Raw genomic sequence first — 18,028 nt, 5'->3', positions numbered from 1 at the left:
TCGGATTAACTCATACGCCTATGAAGGGTCATTAGCTGTTTCGAGCGAGCGCGCGACAAAGGTTTCGAGTGCGCACGCGGCGGCCCCGGCGCACCACTCGGTGCCGCCGGGGCCGCCGGTCCGCGCCGTCAGGACTCCTCGCCGAGGTGGTGCACCCGCACCAGGTTCGTCGAGCCCGGGACCCCGGGCGGCGAGCCCGCGGTGATGATGACGAGGTCCCCGCGCTCGCAGCGGCCCAGCTTCAGCAGCATCTCGTCGACCTGGTCCACCATCTCGTCCGTGCTCTGCACCATGGGCCCGAGGAACGCCTCGACGCCCCACGTCAGATTGAGCTGCGAGCGCGTCGCCGGGTCCGGCGTGAAGGCCAGCACCGGGATGGGGGAGCGGTACCGCGAGAGGCGGCGGACCGTGTCGCCGGACTGCGTGAAGGCGACGAGGTACTTCGCGCCGAGGAAGTCCCCCATCTCGGCGGCGGCCCGCGCCACCGCGCCGCCCTGGGTGCGCGGCTTGCTGCTCTCCGTCAGCGGCGGCAGCCCCTTCGCCAGCATGTCCTCCTCGGCGGCCTCGACGATACGGCTCATCGTCCGCACCGTCTCGACCGGATACTTGCCGACGCTCGTCTCGCCCGACAGCATCACCGCGTCCGTGCCGTCCATCACCGCGTTGGCCACGTCCGAGGCCTCCGCGCGGGTCGGGCGCGAGGCGTCGATCATCGAGTCCAGCATCTGGGTCGCGACGATCACCGGCTTCGCGTTCCTCCGGCACAGCTTGATCGCGCGCTTCTGCACCAGCGGCACCTGCTCCAGCGGCATCTCCACGCCCAGGTCGCCGCGGGCGACCATGATGCCGTCGAAGGCGTCCACGATGGACTCCAGGTTCGCCACCGCCTGCGGCTTCTCCACCTTCGCGATGACGGGCAGCCGCACGCCCTCCTCCGCCATGATCCGGTGCACGTCCTTGATGTCGTGCCCGCTGCGCACGAACGACAGCGCGATGACGTCGGCCCCCATGCGCAGCGCCCAGCGCAGGTCCTCGACGTCCTTCTCGGAGAGGGCGGGCACGGAGACGGCGACGCCGGGCAGATTGAGCCCCTTGTGGTCGGAGACCATGCCGCCCTCGATCACGACCGTCCGCACCACCGGGCCCTCGACCCCGGTCACCTCCAGCGTGACCCGCCCGTCGTCCACGAGGATCCGCTCGCCGCGCGTCACATCGGCGGCCAGCCCCTCGTACGTCGTGCCGCACATCGCGCGGTCGCCCTCCGTCGGCTCGACGGTGATGGCGAACTCGTCCCCGCGTTCAAGCAGTACGGGCCCCTCGCGGAAACGGCCCAGACGGATCTTCGGGCCTTGAAGGTCCGCGAGGATGCCGACGCTGCGCTTCGTCTCCTCGGCGGCGGCGCGCACCCGGTGGAAACGCTCCTCGTGCTCGGCGTGCGTGCCATGGCTCATGTTGAAGCGAGCCACGTCCATCCCGGCCGTCACGAGCGTCTTGATCTGCTCGTACGAGTCGGTGGACGGGCCCAGTGTGCTGACGATCTTTGCTCGGCGCATACTGCGAGCCTACGACTTACCCGCCCGTAGAGGGCTGCCCGCAGAGGAATGTCCAATGCCCTTTCCGTGAAAGGACATTGGACGGAGAACGACAACTAATAAAGTGCGCGGGCCCATGCTCCGATGAGCGGAATTCGGGCCCCGCGAAGCCCCTCGGCGCCGCCCGAATGCCTCAGGTGAGCGTGGGAGGGCTCATCAGAAATCGCGCGTTCACCTCGGCCCGCACCGTCTGCCGCTGCGGCTCCAGATCCAGCGCGGGCGCCGCCTCCGCCGCGCCCCCGTACGCCGCCCGGGCCAGCCCGCCCGGCGCCGCGGGATACGGAGGCGTCGGCGCCGGGTCCTCCGCGCCCAGGTCCGCCAGCTCCACCAGCGCCACCAGCGAGGCCCCCAGCGCCTCCGCGTACTCCCGCGCCCGCGTCACCGCCTCCCGCACCGCCTGCTGCCGCGCCTGACGCCGCGCGGGCGACCCCGGCCGCAGCGACCACCACGGACCCTGCACCTGCGTCAGCTCCAGATCGGCCAGCCGCGTCGTCAGCTCGCCCAGCGCCGTGAAATCGGAGACCACCACCGTCACCTGGACCCGGCCGTGGTACGTACGGACGCGCTCCCGCTTGCCCTTCTCCGTCAGCTCGGGACGCACACTGAACGAACCCGTCTCCAGCTTCTCCACGGCCTCGCCGTACCCCTTGACCAGCTCCAGCACCGTCGCGTTGCGCCGCGTCAGATCCTCCAGCGCCGCCCGCCGGTCCGTGCCCCGCGCGCTCACCGTCACCCCGATCCGCGCCACCTCCGGATCGAACTCCAGCAGCGCCTCGCCGCGCACCGCCACACGCGGCGCCTCGGCCGTACCGAACGGAACAGGGGACCCGGGGGAGGAGGGCTCAGAAGTCGTCATGGCGCACACTCTCTCAAGTCCGCACCCACCGGCGCCGGTCGCAGACCGAAACTCGTGAACGCGCTCCGCCGCGGCAGCGGATACACCTCCTCCCCCGCCAGCGCGTTCACGATCACCGCGCTCCGGTGCGCCGCCAGCCCCAGATCCGGCTCACCCACCCCCAGCGCGTGCCGCGCCGCGTTCTGCACGAACACGCTCCCCGACACCGACGGATCCAGCACCAGCCGATGCCGCTCGTCCACCCTCGGCCGCTCCGCCGAGTCCCGCCGCACATACGGATCCAGCGCCGCCAGCATCCCCGCCGGCGACCGCTCCTCGTACCCCGTCGCCAGCACCACCGCGTCCGTCGTCAGCCTGCTGCGCTCGCCCTGGTCCTCGTGCACCAGATGCAGCTCCAGCCGCGTCGTCCCCAGCCGCCCCGCCGTCCGCACGCTCACCCCCGGCGTCAGCACCGCGTCCGGCCAGCCGCCGCCCACCGTCCGCCGGTACAGCTCGTCATGGACCGCCGCCAGCGTCCCCTGGTCCACCGCCTTGTGGAGCTGCCACTGCTCCGGCACCAGCCGGTCCCGCACCCGCTCCGGCAGCCCGTGGAAATACCGCGTGTAGTCGGGCGTGAAGTGCTCAAGACCCAGCTTGCTGTACTCCATCGGCGCGAACGCCGGACTCCGCGTCAGCCAGTGCAGCCCCTCCCGCCCCGCCGGACGCCGCCGCAGCAGATCCAGGAACACCTCCGCACCCGACTGCCCCGAACCCACCACCGTCACATGCCCCGCCGCCAGCAGCCGCTCCCGGTGCGCCAGATACTCCGCCGAGTGCACCACCGGCACCGCCGGCGCCTCCGCCAGCGGACGCAACGGCTCCGGCACCCGCGGCGCCGTCCCGATGCCCAGCACCAGATTCCGCGCGTACGTCCGACCCAGCGCCTCCGCCTCACCGCCCGCGTCGACCTGCGTGAAGTCCACCTCGAACAGCGCCCGTTCCGGATCCCAGCGCACCGCGTCCACCTGATGCCCGAAGAACAGCCCCGGCAGCCGCTCACTCACCCACCGGCAGTACGCGTCGTACTCCGCGCGCTCGATGTGGAACCGCTCCGCGACATAGAACGGGAACAGCCGCCCCTCCTCCCGCAGATACCGCAGGAACGACCACGGGCTCGACGGATCCGCCAGCGTCACCAGATCCGCCAGGAACGGCACCTGAAGCGTCGTCCCCTCGATCATCAGCCCCGGATGCCAGCGGAACGCCGACCGCTGCTCGTAGAACGCCGTCCGCAGCCCCGGCACCCCGTGCGCCAGCGCCGCCAGCGACAGATTGAACGGGCCCACGCCCACCCCCACCAGATCCAGCGGGGTCTCCTTGCCGGACCCGCCCGGCAGGTCCTTCTCCTCGACGGCCGTCATCGGCGCCCCTCCGGTACCGCGTCGTGCACGAGCTTCAGCAGCGCCGCCAGATCGTCCGGCCGCGCCTCGGGATTCAGCAGCGTCGCCTTGAGCCACAGACGGCCGCGCAGCTCCGCACGGCCCAGCACCGCCCGCCCCTCCGCGAGCAGCCGCCGCCGCACCAGCGCCACCGTCGCGTCCCCCGCCCCCGCCGGACGGAACAGCACCGTCGACATCGCCGGGCGCGCGTACAGCTCGAACCGCCCGTCCGCCTCCACCATCCCCGCCAGCCGCTCCGCCGCCGCGCACACCCGCTCCACCAGCGCCGCCATCCCCTCCCGGCCCAGCGCCCGCAGCGTCACCGCGATCCGCAGCACATCCGGCCGCCGCGACGTGCGCAGCGAACGCCCCAGCAGATCCGGCAGCCCCGCCTCCGTGTCGTCGCCCGCGTTGAGATAGTCCGCGCGATGGTCCAGCGGACGCAGCGCCGCCGTCTCCGGCACCACCAGCAGCCCCGCCGCCACCGGCTGCCAGCCCAGCTTGTGCAGATCGAACGTCACACTGTCCGCCCGCTCCAGACCCGCCAGCCGCGCCCGCAGCCGCTCGCTGAAGAGCAACGGCCCGCCGTACGCCGCGTCCACATGCAGCCGCGCCCCGTACCGCGCCACCACAGGACCGATCTCCAGCAGCGGATCCACGTCCCCGCTGTCCGTCGTCCCCGCCGTCGCCACCACCAGCGCGGGCTCGCCCCGCGTCTGCTCCAGCGCCACCTCCAGCGCCGCCGGATCCAGCACCCCGCGCGGCGCCGGAACCACCAACGGCGCCTCCAGCCCCAGCAGCCACGCCGCCCGGTGCACACTGTGATGCGCGTTCGCCCCGCACACCACCCGCACCGCGCCCCCGCCCCGGTACATCCGCGCCCGCTCTCTCGCCAGCAGCACCGCGAGCTGGTTCGCCTCCGTACCACCCGTCGTCACCAGCGCGTCGGGCTCCTCGTCCGGCGCCCCCTCGTACACCAGCCGCGCCAGCTCACGGCAGACCAGCGCCTCCAGCTCCGAGGCCGCCGGCGCCTGGTCCCACGAATCCATCGACGGATTCAGCGCCCCCGCCGCCACGTCCGCCGCCACCGACAGCGCCAGCGGCGGACAGTGCAGATGCCCCGCGCACAACGGATCCGCCGGATCCGCCGCCCCCCGCGCCACCAGCCGCACCACCGAGTCCAGCGCCTCCCGCGCCCCCGACCCCCGCTCCGGCAGCACCTCCCGCACCGTCCGCCGTACGTCCGCCGCCACGGCCTCCGGCCCGCCCGAGGGCAACGGACCGCCCCGCGCCCCCGCCCCGCCCGCCAGCGCCTCCAGCACATCGCCCAGCAGCGGACGCAGCGCGGCGGGACCCTCGGCGCCACCCGCGAGCAGGCAGGAACCATCGGCGAACGCAGACATGGGCGGGCTCTTTCCGTACAAGATGGTTAGGGCGCCCTAACCTAGGCGCCCCGCCCGCGCCGAACGGCGATCTCGCCGCTTCTTCGCCCGAAGGGGGTACGGCCGTACGGAACGCCGCCGGAGATCTGATAAAGGGGCCGGAACAGGACGCTCACCCGCCCGTTCCGGCCCCGCACCCCACTCCGCGTCTCAGCCCCGGGCAGCCTCCCGCACCCGCAACGCACGCCGCAGATCGTCCAGTTGATCCACCCACGCCCGCCGCAGCGCCCGCACCGGAACGCCCGAACGCAGACACTCCTCACCCCGCGCCAGCGTCCCCGCGTCCACCCACATCCGCGGGAACGCGTACCGCCCCGCCAGCTCCGCCAGCGAAGCCCCCCGCCGCTCCGACACCCGCATCGCGTCCGCGAAATACCGCTCCGCGAACCCGCCCAGCAGACGCGCCTGCTCCGGCTGCCAGAACCCCTGCGCCGTCGCCGCGAACAGATAGTTCGACAGCGCGTCCTCCTCCCCGAACATCGCCTCCCACGCCGCGGCCTTCCCCGCCGCGTCCGGCAGCGCCGCACTGCACCGCGCCGCGCCCTCCTCACCCGTCGCGCTCGGGTCCGCCTCCAGCGCCGCCTCCACGTCCGCGACCCCCACCGCGCCCAGCACCGCCAGCCGCAGCAGCAGCCGCCACCGCAGCTCCGCGTCCAGCTCCGGACCGCCCGGCACACTCCCCGCCGCACGCCACGCCGCCAGCTCCCGCGGCGACGTCGCACAGTCGATGAAGTACCGCACCGCCGTCAGCCGCACGCCCGCGTCCCTCGCGCCCACGCCCTCCAGCAGCTCGCGGCACGTCTCCGACAGCAGCCCCAGCACCTCGGCCCGCTCGCCGTCCGGCGCCGCGAAACGGTCCGCGACCTGCGTCCGGCCGAACGCCAGCACACCCTCCACGACCGCGTTGTCCGACTCCGCCGGAAGATGCGCCCGCACCGTCCGCACGTACTCCAGCGGCGCCAGCTCACCGTCCCGCACCATGTCCCGCGCCGCGTTCCACACCACGGCCCGCGTCAACTGCCCCGGCAGCCCCGACAGCGTCCGCCGCGCCGTCTGCCACGACCGCGCGTCCAGCCGCACCTTCGCGTACGTCAGATCCCCGTCGTTCAGCAGCAGCAGATCCGGCTGCGGCCCGTCCAGCCGCACCGACAGACCGCCCTGGGCCGGAACGTCCCGCTCCAGCCGCTCCCGCAGCACCAGCCGCCCCGGATCCGCCGGCGCCTCGTCGTACAGCCCGATCGCCAGCCGGTGCGGGCGCCCGCCCCGGTGCTCGACCTCCACCTCGCCGCCCTCGGCACGCGGCACCAGCGTGTCCACGCCCGTCGTCCGCAGCCAGCGCTCCGCCCAGCCGTGCACATCGCGGTCCGACGCGCGCGCGAGCGACTCCAGGAAGTCCGCCAGCGTCGCGTTCCCGAACCGGTGCCGCGCGAAATGCTCGTTGATCCCCGCCAGGAACGCCTTCTCGCCCAGCCACGCCACCAACTGCCGCAGCGCCGCAGCGCCCTTCGAGTACGAGATCCCGTCGAAGTTCGTCCGCGCCGCCGCCGTGTCCGGCACCGCCTCCGCCTCGGGCGCCACCGGATGCGTCGACGGACGCTCGTCCGCGTCGTACCCCCAGCACTTCCGCGACACCCCGAAATCCGTCCACGCGTCCGTGTACGAGGTCGCCTCGCTCAGCGTCTGGTACCCCATGTACTCCGCGAAGGACTCGTTCAGCCAGATGTCGTCCCACCAGCGCAGCGTCACCAGATCGCCGAACCACATGTGCGCCATCTCGTGCGCGATCACGATCCCGCGCGTCTGCCGCTCCGTCGCCGTCACCGCCGACCGGTAGACGAACTCGTCCCGGAACGTCACCAGCCCCGGATTCTCCATCGCCCCCGCGTTGAACTCCGGCACGAACGCCTGGTCGTACGAGTCGAACGGATACGGCTCGTCGAAGATCTCGTGATACCGGTCGAAGCACCGCCGCGTGATGTCCAGCAGCTCGTGCGCGTCCGCCTCCAGATACTCGCCCAGCGACCGCCGCACGTGCAGCCCGAACGGCAGCCCCGCGTGCTCCGTCCGCACCGAGTGGTACGGACCCGCCACCACCGCCATCAGATACGTGCTGATCCGCGGCGTCCGCGCGCACTCCCAGCGGCCCTCCCCGCCGCCCGTACGCGCCGCCACCCCGTTCGACAGCACCGTCCACTCCGGCGGCGCGGTCACCGCGACCTCGAACTCCGCCTTCAGGTCCGGCTGGTCGAAGCACGCGAACACCAGCGGGGCGTCCGAGATGCAGCACTGCGTGTACACGTACGCGCGCCCGTCCACCGGATCCACGAACCGGTGCATCCCCTCGCCGACCCGCGAATACCGCATCTCGGCCTCGACCCGCAGCTCGTGCTCGCCCGCCGCCAGCCCGCGCAGCGGGAACCGGCCCTCGCTCAGCTCCCCGGGATCCAGCTCGGCCCCGTCCAGCACCACCCGGCCCAGCGCGGCGGGCCGCACCTCGACGAACGTGTCCCCGGGCCCCTCCCGCACGGTGAAGTGCACGGTCGTGACCGAACCGAACGTCTCCTCACCCACGGTCAGATCGAGGTCGATCACATAGCGCTCGACATCCAGGAACCGGGCTCGGGTCTGCGCCTCATCGCGCGTCAATACGGACATGCGCGCCATACTCCCGTACGCACGGCCGACTGTCAGACCCGCCCGCTATACATCTCCCATGACCGAGATCGTGCTCTTCCACTCCGTCCTGGGCATCCGCGCGGGCGTCACCGACGCCGCCGCCCGCTTCCGCGCCGCGGGCCACACCGTCCACACCCCGGATCTCTACGAGGGCCGCTCCTTCGACGCGTACGACGAGGCGTTCGCCTTCCTCGAATCCCTCGGCGGCATCCCCGCCCTGATCACCCGCACCCAGGCCGCCGCCGAGCATCTCCCGCACGACGTCGTCTACGCGGGCTTCTCCAACGGAGGCGCCTCCGCCGAACTCCTGACCGCCACCCGCCCCGGCGCCCGAGGCGCCCTCCTCTTCCACGCCGCGCTCCCGGTCGCCGCCTTCGAGATGGACCTCACCTGGCCGAAGGGCGTCCCGGCCCAGGTCCACTACGCGACGGCCGACCCGTACCGCGAGGAGGACGGCATCACGGGCCTCGCGGAGGAGGTCCGCGCGGCGGGAGCGGGCTTCGCCCTCTACGACTACCCGGGCACAGGCCACCTCTTCACCGACCCGGAACTCCCGGCCGAGTACGACAAGGAGTCGGCGGAACTGATGTTCTCCAGGGCCCTGGAGTTCCTGGACCGGGTGGGCTGAGCCCTCAGCTCTTGGGGCCCACGTGGAGGTCCATGAGGGCTACGGAGGCACGTCGGGCGACGGAGATGTTGTGCCCGCCCTTGCGGTGGCGGGCGCTCCTGCACTCCACCCCGAGGGCGTCGAGGGTGTCGGTGAACAGGCGCAGGATCTCGTCGGACCTGTTGGTGAAGAAGTAGCGCGGGTACTCGTACCGTTTGCGCTGCCCGGCGACCGTACGAGTCGTCCAGTTCGTGATCCGGCACCCGTCGGAGTGGATGAGGCCCCGGACGAACGGCCATGGATGCTCGCCGACGATGGCACGCTGCCAGGGCTCCAGCGCGATCGACCGGGTGTGCTTCCTGCCGGGCCCGTGCTGGGGGAGAAGGCAGGGCCAGTGGCTGTGGTAAGCCGTCACGTTGACACAGCCCTGGCGCTGGATGCGGAACACGCTGTTCTCGGGGCAGACCGCCTTGACGGCTCGCTCGCACTCCACGATGAGACCCGGCCACGCGTCGGCGCACGCGATCCGCAGGAAGTACGTGCGGGCGAGACGGCTGATGCAGCCGTCGCCCAGATAGAGCCCGAGTAGATAGCTGTACGCGGCGGTGTCCTGGGGGAGCCCGGGCGGGCCCGCGCAGCGCCAGCAGGGCGCGCCCCGGGACGGTGCCGGGTGCAGCCGCTGCTGCCACGACTTGAGCGACCAGCGTGATATGCCCATCTCGCGGCTCACGGAATTGAGGCTGCGGCCCTGGGCGATCAGGGCGAGGGCGCGCTTGCGGGTGGCGAGGTCGTACATGGACGCAGGATTCGGCACGGTGTGCGGATTCTGCGGCTGCGGGGAAGGGATTCGCTCGAAGTGGCGAAGCTAAATGATTTCGCTTGCAGCCTTCGAAATGAAGGTAAAGTGCCCCGGGTCGGACTCGAACCGACACTGTATGGGTTTTGAATCCATCGTCTGCTGCCAATTGGACTACCGGGGCTAGTGGAATCCAAGGACTACGCCCACCCACCGTGCCAACACCATACAGGACCTGGGTAGGCTCATACCTCCCACCTGTGCGGAAACGAGGAGCCCAGTGAGCACCGCGGACGTCCCCGAGCCTGAGACCACATCCACGGCGGCAGCCGAGCCCGGCGGCGGCGAGCACGTCCCTCCGACCACCACCCGCGTCGTCATCGCCGAGGACGAGGCCCTGATCCGGATGGACCTCAAGGAGATGCTGGAGGAAGAGGGCTACACGGTCGTCGGCGAGGCGGGCGACGGGCAGGCGGCGCTGGAGCTGGCCCGGGAGCACCGTCCTGACCTGTGCATTCTCGATGTGAAGATGCCGGTGCTCGACGGTATCTCCGCCGCCGAGAAGATCGCGGAGGAGAGCATCGCGCCGGTGCTGATGCTCACGGCGTTCTCGCAGCGCGAGCTGGTGGAGCGGGCGCGGGACGCGGGCGCGATGGCGTATCTCGTGAAGCCGTTCAGCAAGAGCGACGTGGTGCCCGCGATCGAGATGGCCGTCTCGCGGTTCACGGAGCTGAGGGAGCTGGAGAAGGAGGTCGCGGACCTCTCGGAGCGGCTGGAGACGCGGAAGCTCGTGGACCGGGCGAAGAGCGTGCTGCAGACCCAGTACGGGCTGAGCGAGCCGGCCGCGTTCCGCTGGATCCAGAAGACGTCGATGGACCGGCGGCTCTCGATGCGCCAGGTCGCGGAGGCCGTGATCGAGGACGGCGAGGAGCGGAAGAAGAAGCAGTAGCAGAGGAGAGAGGGGCCCGGCGGAACGGAATTCCGCCGGGCCTCTTCTCTGTCTGTGCGGCTCAGTCCTCGCCCAGGTATGCCTTGCGTACCGACTCGTCGTGCATGAGTTCCTCGCCCGTGCCCGACAGGGAGATCTTGCCGATCTCCATGACGTGGCCGTGGTCGGCGAGGGAGAGGGCGGCCTGGGCGTTCTGCTCGACGAGGAGGATCGTCGTGCCGTCGGCCTTCAGCTCGCGGATCGTCGACATGATCTTCTGCATCATGATCGGCGAGAGGCCCATCGAGGGCTCGTCGAGCATGAGGAGCTTGGGCCGTGACATCAGGGCGCGGCCCATGGCGAGCATCTGCTGTTCGCCGCCGGAGAGGGTGCCGGCGGCCTGGCGGCGTCGTTCCCCGAGGATGGGGAAGAGGTCGTAGGCGCGCTGGATGTCTCCGGTGATGGCCTGCTCGTCCTTGCGGAGGAACGCTCCGAGCTTGAGGTTCTCCTCGATGGAGAGCCGGGGGAAGATCCGGCGGCCCTCGGGGGAGTGGGCCATGCCCATGGCGACGATCTTGTGGGCGGGGACCCCGAGGAGGGGCACGCCGTCGAAGATGATCTTCCCGGCGAGGGGCTTGAGCAGGCCGGAGAGGGTGCGCAGGGTGGTGGTCTTGCCGGCGCCGTTGGTGCCGATCAGGGTGACGACCTCGCCCGCTTCGACCTGGAACGAGATGCCCTTGACGGCTTCGATCTTGCCGTAGGCGACCCGCAGGTCCTCGACTTCGAGCAGGGGCATCAGCCCTCGCCCCCTTCCTGCTCGCGCGAATCCTGCTCGCGCGGTTCCTGTTCGCGCGGTTCCTGGTCCTGTGCTTCCTGTTCGCGCGATCCCTCGGCTGCCTGGACCTCGGCGACCTCCGCCTCGCCCGGTTCGCCCTCGAAGGGGGTGCCGAGGTAGGCGGCGATGACGCGGTCGTCGTTCTGGACGGTCTCGGGGCTGCCCTCGACCAGTTTCTCCCCCTGGACGAGGACGGCGACGCGGTCGCAGAGGTTGAAGATGAACCGCATGTCGTGCTCGATGACGAGCACGGCGGTGCCCTGTTCCCGTACGGCGAGGACGAGTTCGCGGGTGGCCTCGGTCTCGGACGAGGTCATGCCGGCCGTGGGCTCGTCCAGCAGGAGGAGTCCCGGCTGGCTGGCGAGGGCGCGGGCGATCTCCAGCTTGCGCTGTTCGCCGTAGGGGAGGTTGCGGGCGAGGTGTTCGCGCTTGTCCTGGAGGCCGATGAAGCGGAGCAGCTCCATGGCCTGTTCCTCGGACTCGCGTTCGGCGCGCCGGAAGCCGGGGCCGCGGAGGAGGGCGGAGAAGAGGCCCTCGCTGGTGCGGGTGTGGCGGCCGACGAGCACGTTCTCCAGCACGGTCATGTTGGCGAAGAGCCGGATGTTCTGGAAGGTGCGCGCGATGCCCGCCTGGGTGACCAGGTGGGAGCGGTGCGGCAGGACCGTGCCCTTGTAGCTGACGGTGCCTTCGGTGGGGACGTAGAGCCCGGTGAGGCAGTTGAAGAAGGTGGTCTTTCCGGCGCCGTTGGGGCCGATGAGGCCGACGATCTCCCCGCTGTCGACGGTGAGGTTCACGTCCCGTACGGCCGTGAGGCCGCCGAAGCGCATCGTGACGCCGGAGGCGTCGAGCACGGCCCGGCCGCCGGCCGAGGGCGCCGGGGCGCGGTCGGTCTTCGTCGTGGTCGTCATGGCTCACGCCTCCGCTTTGCCGAGGCCGGGGGCGTCGCCGGGGGGCACGTCGAGCTGCCCGGTCTCGTGGAATTCGAGCTGCCTGCGCCGGTCGGCGATCAGTCCTTCGGGCCGGAAGCGCATCAGGAGGATGAGCGCGATGCCGAAGAGCAGCAGTTGGTAGTCGGCCATGAACTGGAGCTTGGCCGGGATGAGGTAGAGCAGCGCGGCGCCGATGAGGGGGCCGCTGACGGTGCCCATGCCGCCGAGGATGACGGCGATGAGCAGGAACGCCGAGTTGGGTGGCGCGGTGTGCACGAATTTGTACGATTCGGGGTTCACCGAGAACTCGACGTGGGCGAGGACCGTTCCGGCCATGCCCGCGAGGGTGGCGCCGAGGGCGAAGGCCATGAGCTTGAACCGGAAGGCGTTGACGCCCATGGCGCGGGCGGCGGTCTCGTCCTCGCGGATGGCGATCCAGGCGCGGCCGATACGGGAGTTGTCGGAGCGCCGGAAGATGGTGACGACGATGGCGGTGAAGACGAGCATCAGCAGGTAGTAGTTGGCGAACCTGCCGAGTTCGAAGCCGAGGATGGTGTGTTCCTCGCCGAGGTTGAAGCCGAACAGCTCCAGGTCGGGGATGTTGGGGATGCCGTTGGGGCCGTTGGTGACGTTGGGGCCCGAGTCGCCGTCGAGGTTCTGGACGGAGATGCGGAAGATCTCCCCGAAGCCCAGGGTGACGATGGCGAGGTAGTCGCCGTGCAGCCGGAGCGAGGGGAAGCCGATGATGAGGCCGAAGACCAGCGCGACTCCGGCGCCGATGAGCACGGCGGCCCAGAACGGCACGTGGATGTCGAAGGCGGTGGAGGGCGCGCCGGAGACGAGCGCGGCGGTGTAGGCGCCCACGCCGAGGAACGCGACGTAGCCGAGGTCGAGGATGCCCGCGAGGCCGACGACCATGTTGAGGCCGAGGGAGACGGTCGCGAAGATCAGCACGCTGACGGCGATGTTGGTGTAGGCCTCGTTGCTCTGGGTGACGGGGAAGAGCAGCGCGGCGACGAACGCGGCGATGAGCGTGACGTTGCGGTGCTTGGCGGCGAAGCCGGAGAGCCGCTTGGTGAGTCCGGCGCGTCCGATGGCGGGCGCGGCGAAGGCGGCGAGCACGAGGAAGCCGATGAACGGGGGGCCGTCCTCGGCCTCGATGCCGTACGCGAAGACGTACAGGCCGATGGCGCAGGAGGCGCAGATGATGAGGATCTCGGCCCAGCCGGGGACCTCGTCGCGCAGCCGCGCGGGCGTGGGCGCCTTGAAGGCGTGGAGGAGCCGCTTCCAGAGGTTGGGTGCCGCTCCGGTGAGCGGGTCGGCCCCGGACGGCAGGTCGGGGGGCAGGGCGAGGGCGCCGACGAGGGCGATGAGGGTGCCCGCGATGCCGATCCACATGCCGGGTTCGAAGTTGACGAGGCCGCCGAGCTGTTCGGCGATGGCCCCGGCCGTGTACCAGGTGACGCCGAGGGTGCCGAGCGTGGAGAGCAGGACGGCGCTGTGCTTGCCGCCGGGGGTGAGCCAGCGCAGTCCGCGGATGCCCCAGGAGGAGGCGAGGAACGCGGCGGTGAGGAGCGAGCCGACGAGGGTGAGGAGCTGGAGGCCGGCGGGGTAGAAGGCGATGGTGAGGTCGCCGGGGAACTCCGAGGTCCAGGTCCAGGCGAGCATGGTGCTCGCGAAGGCGACGACGGAGCCGAGGCCGACGAGGATCCGTGCGAGGGCGAGGTTGGAGTCCGCGTCGGGCCGCAGCCGGAGGGGCGCGCCCTGTCCGGCGGGGGTGTCCGCGGTGGCGGTGGTGTCCTTCGTGGTGGTCGTCATGGTGATCACGCCCGATCCGCGAGGCGCTCGCCGAGGAGGCCCTGTGGTCGTAGCAGCAGGACGAGGATGAGGAGGACGAAGGCCCATACGTCCTTCCAGGAGCCGCCGCCGAACTGTTCCATTCCGGGGATGTCGCCGATGTAGGCGGTGGCCATGGCTTCGGCGACGCCGAGGACGAGGCCGCCGACCATGGCGCCGTAGATGTTGCCGATGCCGCCGAGGACGGCGGCGGTGAAGGCCTTGAGGCCCGCGATGAAGCCCATGCGGAAGTTGACCTCGCCGGTCTTGAAGCCCTGGGCGACGGCCGCGATGGCGGCGAAGGCGGCTCCGATGGCGAAGGCCATGACGATGATGCGGTCGGTGTTGATGCCCATGAGCTTGGCCGTGTCGGGGTCCTGCGAGGTGGCCTGCATGGCGCGGCCGGTGCGGGTCTTCGCGACGAAGACGCCGAGGGCGATCATGCACACGGGGGCCGCGATGAAGATGAAGAGGTCCTCGCGGGAGATGGTGACGAAGCCGAGGTCGAAGTCGCTGCCGCTGAACTGCGGGAAGGGGCGGGCCTTCTTCGCGTCGGGGTAGAACGACCAGACGGCCTGCTGGAGCGCGAGGGAGAGGCCGATCGCGGTGATGAGGGGCGAGAGCCGCGGTCCTCCGCGCAGCGGCCGGTAGGCGAAGCGTTCGGCGCCGACCCCGACCAGGGTGGCGCAGATGACGCCGAGCAGGATCATGAGGGGCAGCGCGAGCGTGAGGCTCGTGTTGTCGGGAAGCCAGAGATATGCGGTCAGCGCGCCGAAGCCGCCGATCATGAATATCTCGCCGTGGGCGAAGTTGATGAGCTGGACGATGCCGTAGACCATCGTGTACCCGATCGCGATGAGGCCGTACAACGCGCCGAGTGCGAGTCCGTTCGCCAGCTGATCCGGCAGATCTTGCACCGGGTGTCCTCCGGGGATGTGTCAGATACGGCTGCGCGGGGGCGCTGGTGGCGCCCCCGCGCAGCAGCAGAGATGTACGGGAAGGGCGGCGTTCCAGTCCGGGCCGGGGTGGCCGGCCGGTCAGCTTCCCTGGAACGTGCCGGTCTTGACGGGCTTGTGCTTGCCGCCCTTGACCTCGTAGACGGAGAGCTGCTTGTTGGTGGTGTCGCCGTACTTGTCGAAGGACACGGCACCGGTGACGCCGTCGAAGCTCACCTTCTGCATGGCCTCGCTGACCTGCTTGCGTCCGTCCTCGCCCTCGGGGAGCTTGCCGTCGTTCTTCTCGACGACGGCCTTGACGGCCTGGATGATGGCCCAGGTGCTGTCGTACGAGTAGCCGCCGTAGGCGTCGTAGAAGGCCTTGTAGCCTTCCTTCTTGTAGTTCTTGATGAAGGTCTTGGCCGTGTCGAGGGTCTCCAGGGGAGCGCCGACGGAGGTGGCCATGTCGCCTTCGGACTTCTTCTTGTGCAGCTTGATGTACTCGGGGCTGTAGAGCGCGTCGCCGCCGACGGTGGGCATGGTGCCGCCCGCCTTCTTGATCTGGGCGGAGAGCGGGGCGCCCGCGGGGTACTCCATGCCGAGGTAGACGAAGTCGGCCTTGGACTTGGCGACCTTGGTGGCCACGGCGGAGAAGTCGCGGTCCTCGGGGTTGATGTGGTCGCTGCCGACGACCTTGCCGCCGAGCTTCTTGAACTCGTCGCCGAAGGTTCCGGCGAGGCCGGCGCCGTAGGTCTTCTTGTCGTCGATGATGTACGCCTTCTTGTACTTCCGCTCGTTGAAGAGGTACTGGGCCGCGTAGGGGCCCTGCACCGCGTCGGTGGTCGAGGTGCGGAAGTAGGTGTCGAAGAGGCGCTTCTTGTTCCCCTTCTGCCAGTCCGGGCCCTGGGAGAGCTGGGGCGCGGTGTTGGCGGGGGAGACCTGGACGAGGTTGGCGTTGCCGAAGACCTTCTGCATGGACTGGCCGACGTTCGAGTTGAGCGGGCCCACCACGCCGTAGACGTCCTGGTTGCCGACGAGCTTGGTCGCGTTCTGCTGACCGGTGCCCGCCTGGGCCTGGTCGTCGAGCGCCTCCAGCTTGAAGGTGACCCCCTCGACCTCCTTGTTCTTGTTGGCGGTCTTGACCGCCAGGTCGGAGGAGTTCTTGATGCCCTGGCCCAGCGCGGACAGATCACCGGTCAGGGGGGCGTCGAGCCCGATGACGACAGTGGTCTTCTCGCCGCTGTCGCCTCCGCCGCCGCTGTCGTCGCGGGATCCGCACGCCGTCAGCGTGAGGGCTCCCGCCGTGACGGCGGTGGTGAGTATCAGCAAGGAACGGTGACGCACGATCAGTCCTTTCCCCAGGCGCGGCCCTCGATGGATGAGTGGCCGTACTGCGTTATTCGGGGGTGAACCCCGTACCCCCGAGCGGGGGCCGTACTGGTGATGCAGATCGGTGCTCGCAACGCACGCCCGGCGGCGCGGTGACTGGCGGTGACTCTATGGGCGGGGGCCGAAGTAAGGCAGAGGCCAAGTCGAGGATGTGACTCTCTTGTTATGACCGGGCCCGTTCGGGGGGTGCGGTGATCAACATCCCTGGTATGACGGGGGAGTTGCGGACACGTAAGCCGTCATGAAGCCGCAGCGTGCTCAGGGGGTGTGAGCTGAGTCCTTGACGGGGGGTTCGCATACCGTACGGAATACGCGCGTCAGTGCGCGTGCGTAGCGGTCTCCGGGGATCACGCTCAGATGCTGTGAGGCACGCGCGTTACGCAGCGTCACTTCGAGGAAGGGCATGCGTGCCTGGAGGGGCAGTCCCTCGCAGGAGCGGATGTGCGCGCGCAGTCCCAGGTTCCTGGGGTTCTCGGGCGTGACGGAGAGGGGGCGCCGCGGCTGCATGGAGACGTCCAGCGCCTCGTAGCCCTGGGTGACGCGGGAGATGGTCACCGGATCGTCCGTGGTGACGCGCAGCGCGATGGAGAAGGTCCTGGAGCCGGGTGCGGTCGTCGCGATGTCCACGAAACGTATGTCCGTGCTCTGCGCCGGATACGGCACGAGGCGCGCGGTCCGCGGGCCGCCCCGGGGCCGTTCGGCGGGCCCGTCGTCGATCGCGTAGAGGGTTCCGGCGGCGACGAGCGCGAGCGCGGCGCCGGCGAGGGTGCCGCGGCGCACCGTGCGGGGGAGCGCCGCCCACCGTTCCCGCAGCGGCGGCGACTCGCTGCCGCCGACGAGGGTGTCGGGACCCGGCGGTTCGCTCACGGGGTCATCCGGGCCAGCCGCCGGAGGAGGCGGGGCTCTCGGAGCTGAGGGCGGCGCACCGCTCACGGGCCTCGCGCTCGACGAACGCGTGCGCGGCACGGCGCCCTTCACCGGCGCGGATCCGCCGGGCCTGCTCGGAGAGGGTCAGGACCAGCGTGTTCTGCCGGTCGGAGAGCCCTTTCTGCTGGTAGTCGGACTGGTCCCCGCCGCCCGGCTTGAGCGCGTCCTTCGTCCAGTGCGTGACGATCCGGGTGCACAGTTGGGCGGGCGAGGTGGTCCGGCTCTTGGGCTCCGGGCGCCCTTCGTCCGTGCATCCCGCGAGCACCATGGCGAGGCATAACGCTGCGAAGGCGGTACGCCGGATGTCCCCCATGCCGAGGAACGTAGCGTCAAGGGGCCGACCGGGAAAGAGCCCGGACGCCTCAGGGGCAGGTCACCCCGATTCGGCGTCGCGCAGAAGGCACGTCAGGCGCGCGGTGCACACCCGCTTGCCGTCCTCGTCCGTGATCGCGACCTCGTAGGTGGCGGTCGTACGCCCGCGGTGGACCGGCGTGGCGACACCGGTCACCAGGCCCGAGCGCAGCCCCCGGTGGTGTGTGCAGTTGAGGTCGACGCCGACGGCGACCTTGCCGGGGCCGCCGTGCAGCATGGCGCCGACCGAGCCGAGCGTCTCGGCGAGGACCGCGGAGGCCCCGCCGTGCAGCAGCCCGTACGGCTGGGTGTTGCCCTCGACGGGGAGGGTGCCGACCACGCGCTCGGGCGCTGCCTCCAGCACCTGGAGCCCCATCCGCTCGCCCAGGTGGCCGGCGGAGAAGAGGGACGGCAGGTCGAGGCCCGATCCGCTCCACTGGTCCAGGACGGTCTGGGGGAACTTGGTGCTGGACTGCTCACCCATGAGCGGCGGCTCCGTTCGCGCTGATGT

General features: G+C 70.7%; 16 protein-coding genes and 1 tRNA gene. 2 read left to right on the top strand and 15 right to left on the bottom strand.

All coding sequences use genetic code 11. The features are described from left to right. Positions 1-128: 128 nt before the first annotated feature. The 5 genes from pyk to pepN form a co-directional block, all read right to left on the bottom strand. The gene (pyk, locus tag ABD343_RS16495) at positions 129-1,553 is read right to left on the bottom strand and encodes a pyruvate kinase (RefSeq protein ID WP_344528741.1); all 1,425 of its coding nucleotides are present in this window, start codon (positions 1,551-1,553) and stop codon (positions 129-131) included. Positions 1,554-1,725: 172 nt separating this feature from the next. After that, positions 1,726-2,448: an SIMPL domain-containing protein gene (locus tag ABD343_RS16490; RefSeq protein WP_344528739.1), complete on the bottom strand. Its 723-nt coding sequence runs from the start codon at positions 2,446-2,448 to the stop codon at positions 1,726-1,728. Then, on the bottom strand, positions 2,445-3,848 hold the full coding sequence (locus ABD343_RS16485; protein WP_344528737.1) for a lysine N(6)-hydroxylase/L-ornithine N(5)-oxygenase family protein: 1,404 nt from the start codon (positions 3,846-3,848) through the stop codon (positions 2,445-2,447). The genes ABD343_RS16490 and ABD343_RS16485 overlap by 4 nt, the downstream gene beginning before the upstream one ends. Beyond that, positions 3,845-5,269 carry a pyridoxal phosphate-dependent decarboxylase family protein gene (locus ABD343_RS16480; protein WP_344528735.1) on the bottom strand — a complete coding sequence of 475 codons (1,425 nt, stop codon included), beginning with the start codon at positions 5,267-5,269 and terminating at the stop codon, positions 3,845-3,847. The genes ABD343_RS16485 and ABD343_RS16480 overlap by 4 nt, the downstream gene beginning before the upstream one ends. A gap of 189 nt (positions 5,270-5,458) precedes the next feature. Further along, positions 5,459-7,972, bottom strand: coding sequence for an aminopeptidase N (pepN, locus tag ABD343_RS16475; RefSeq protein WP_344528733.1), 2,514 nt, complete (start codon positions 7,970-7,972; stop codon positions 5,459-5,461). Between the two features lie 49 nt (positions 7,973-8,021). Between pepN and ABD343_RS16470 the strand changes: the two genes are divergently transcribed. Further along, a complete protein-coding gene (locus ABD343_RS16470; RefSeq protein ID WP_344528731.1) occupies positions 8,022-8,612 on the top strand; it encodes a dienelactone hydrolase family protein in 591 nt (196 codons plus the stop codon). A gap of 4 nt (positions 8,613-8,616) precedes the next feature. Here ABD343_RS16470 and ABD343_RS16465 read toward each other — a convergent pair whose 3' ends face one another. Together ABD343_RS16465 and ABD343_RS16460 are read right to left on the bottom strand one after the other, a co-directional pair. Beyond that, positions 8,617-9,387: a helix-turn-helix domain-containing protein gene (locus ABD343_RS16465; protein WP_344528729.1), complete on the bottom strand. Its 771-nt coding sequence runs from the start codon at positions 9,385-9,387 to the stop codon at positions 8,617-8,619. A gap of 109 nt (positions 9,388-9,496) precedes the next feature. After that, a tRNA-Leu gene (locus ABD343_RS16460) sits at positions 9,497-9,571 on the bottom strand. Positions 9,572-9,667: 96 nt separating this feature from the next. On the opposite strand from ABD343_RS16460, the gene ABD343_RS16455 reads away from it, so the two are divergent. After that, complete coding sequence (locus ABD343_RS16455) at positions 9,668-10,336, top strand: ANTAR domain-containing response regulator (protein ID WP_344528727.1); 669 nt, start codon at positions 9,668-9,670, stop codon at positions 10,334-10,336. A gap of 61 nt (positions 10,337-10,397) precedes the next feature. Here the strand turns inward: ABD343_RS16455 and ABD343_RS16450 are convergent, their stop codons facing one another. From ABD343_RS16450 to ABD343_RS16415, 8 genes are all read right to left on the bottom strand, one after another. Beyond that, on the bottom strand, positions 10,398-11,114 hold the full coding sequence (locus ABD343_RS16450) for an ABC transporter ATP-binding protein (RefSeq protein ID WP_344529296.1): 717 nt from the start codon (positions 11,112-11,114) through the stop codon (positions 10,398-10,400). Next, positions 11,111-12,058, bottom strand: coding sequence for an ABC transporter ATP-binding protein (locus ABD343_RS16445; protein ID WP_344528725.1), 948 nt, complete (start codon positions 12,056-12,058; stop codon positions 11,111-11,113). Before ABD343_RS16445 ends, ABD343_RS16450 begins: the two co-directional genes overlap by 4 nt. Before the next feature lie 3 nt (positions 12,059-12,061). Next, positions 12,062-13,897, bottom strand: a complete 1,836-nt coding sequence (locus ABD343_RS16440) for a branched-chain amino acid ABC transporter permease (RefSeq protein ID WP_344529294.1) — start codon at positions 13,895-13,897, stop codon at positions 12,062-12,064. 5 nt (positions 13,898-13,902) lie between these two features. Beyond that, positions 13,903-14,832, bottom strand: coding sequence for a branched-chain amino acid ABC transporter permease (locus tag ABD343_RS16435; protein ID WP_344528723.1), 930 nt, complete (start codon positions 14,830-14,832; stop codon positions 13,903-13,905). A 120-nt stretch (positions 14,833-14,952) separates the two neighbouring features. Next, complete coding sequence (locus ABD343_RS16430; RefSeq protein WP_344528721.1) at positions 14,953-16,194, bottom strand: branched-chain amino acid ABC transporter substrate-binding protein; 1,242 nt, start codon at positions 16,192-16,194, stop codon at positions 14,953-14,955. 303 nt (positions 16,195-16,497) lie between these two features. Next, the gene (locus ABD343_RS16425; protein WP_344528719.1) at positions 16,498-17,106 is read right to left on the bottom strand and encodes a hypothetical protein; all 609 of its coding nucleotides are present in this window, start codon (positions 17,104-17,106) and stop codon (positions 16,498-16,500) included. A 4-nt stretch (positions 17,107-17,110) separates the two neighbouring features. Then, positions 17,111-17,434 (bottom strand): hypothetical protein, encoded by a 324-nt coding sequence (locus tag ABD343_RS16420; RefSeq protein WP_344528717.1) that lies wholly within the window; start codon positions 17,432-17,434, stop codon positions 17,111-17,113. Between the two features lie 105 nt (positions 17,435-17,539). After that, complete coding sequence (locus tag ABD343_RS16415; RefSeq protein ID WP_344528715.1) at positions 17,540-18,001, bottom strand: PaaI family thioesterase; 462 nt, start codon at positions 17,999-18,001, stop codon at positions 17,540-17,542. Positions 18,002-18,028: the final 27 nt, after the last annotated feature.

This window comes from Streptomyces albiaxialis (assembly GCF_039530985.1).
GTDB classification, from domain to species: Bacteria; Actinomycetota; Actinomycetes; order Streptomycetales; family Streptomycetaceae; genus Streptomyces; species Streptomyces albiaxialis.
Note: the sequence above shows the minus strand (reverse complement) of the source record. Positions and strands in the feature narration are given on the sequence as shown.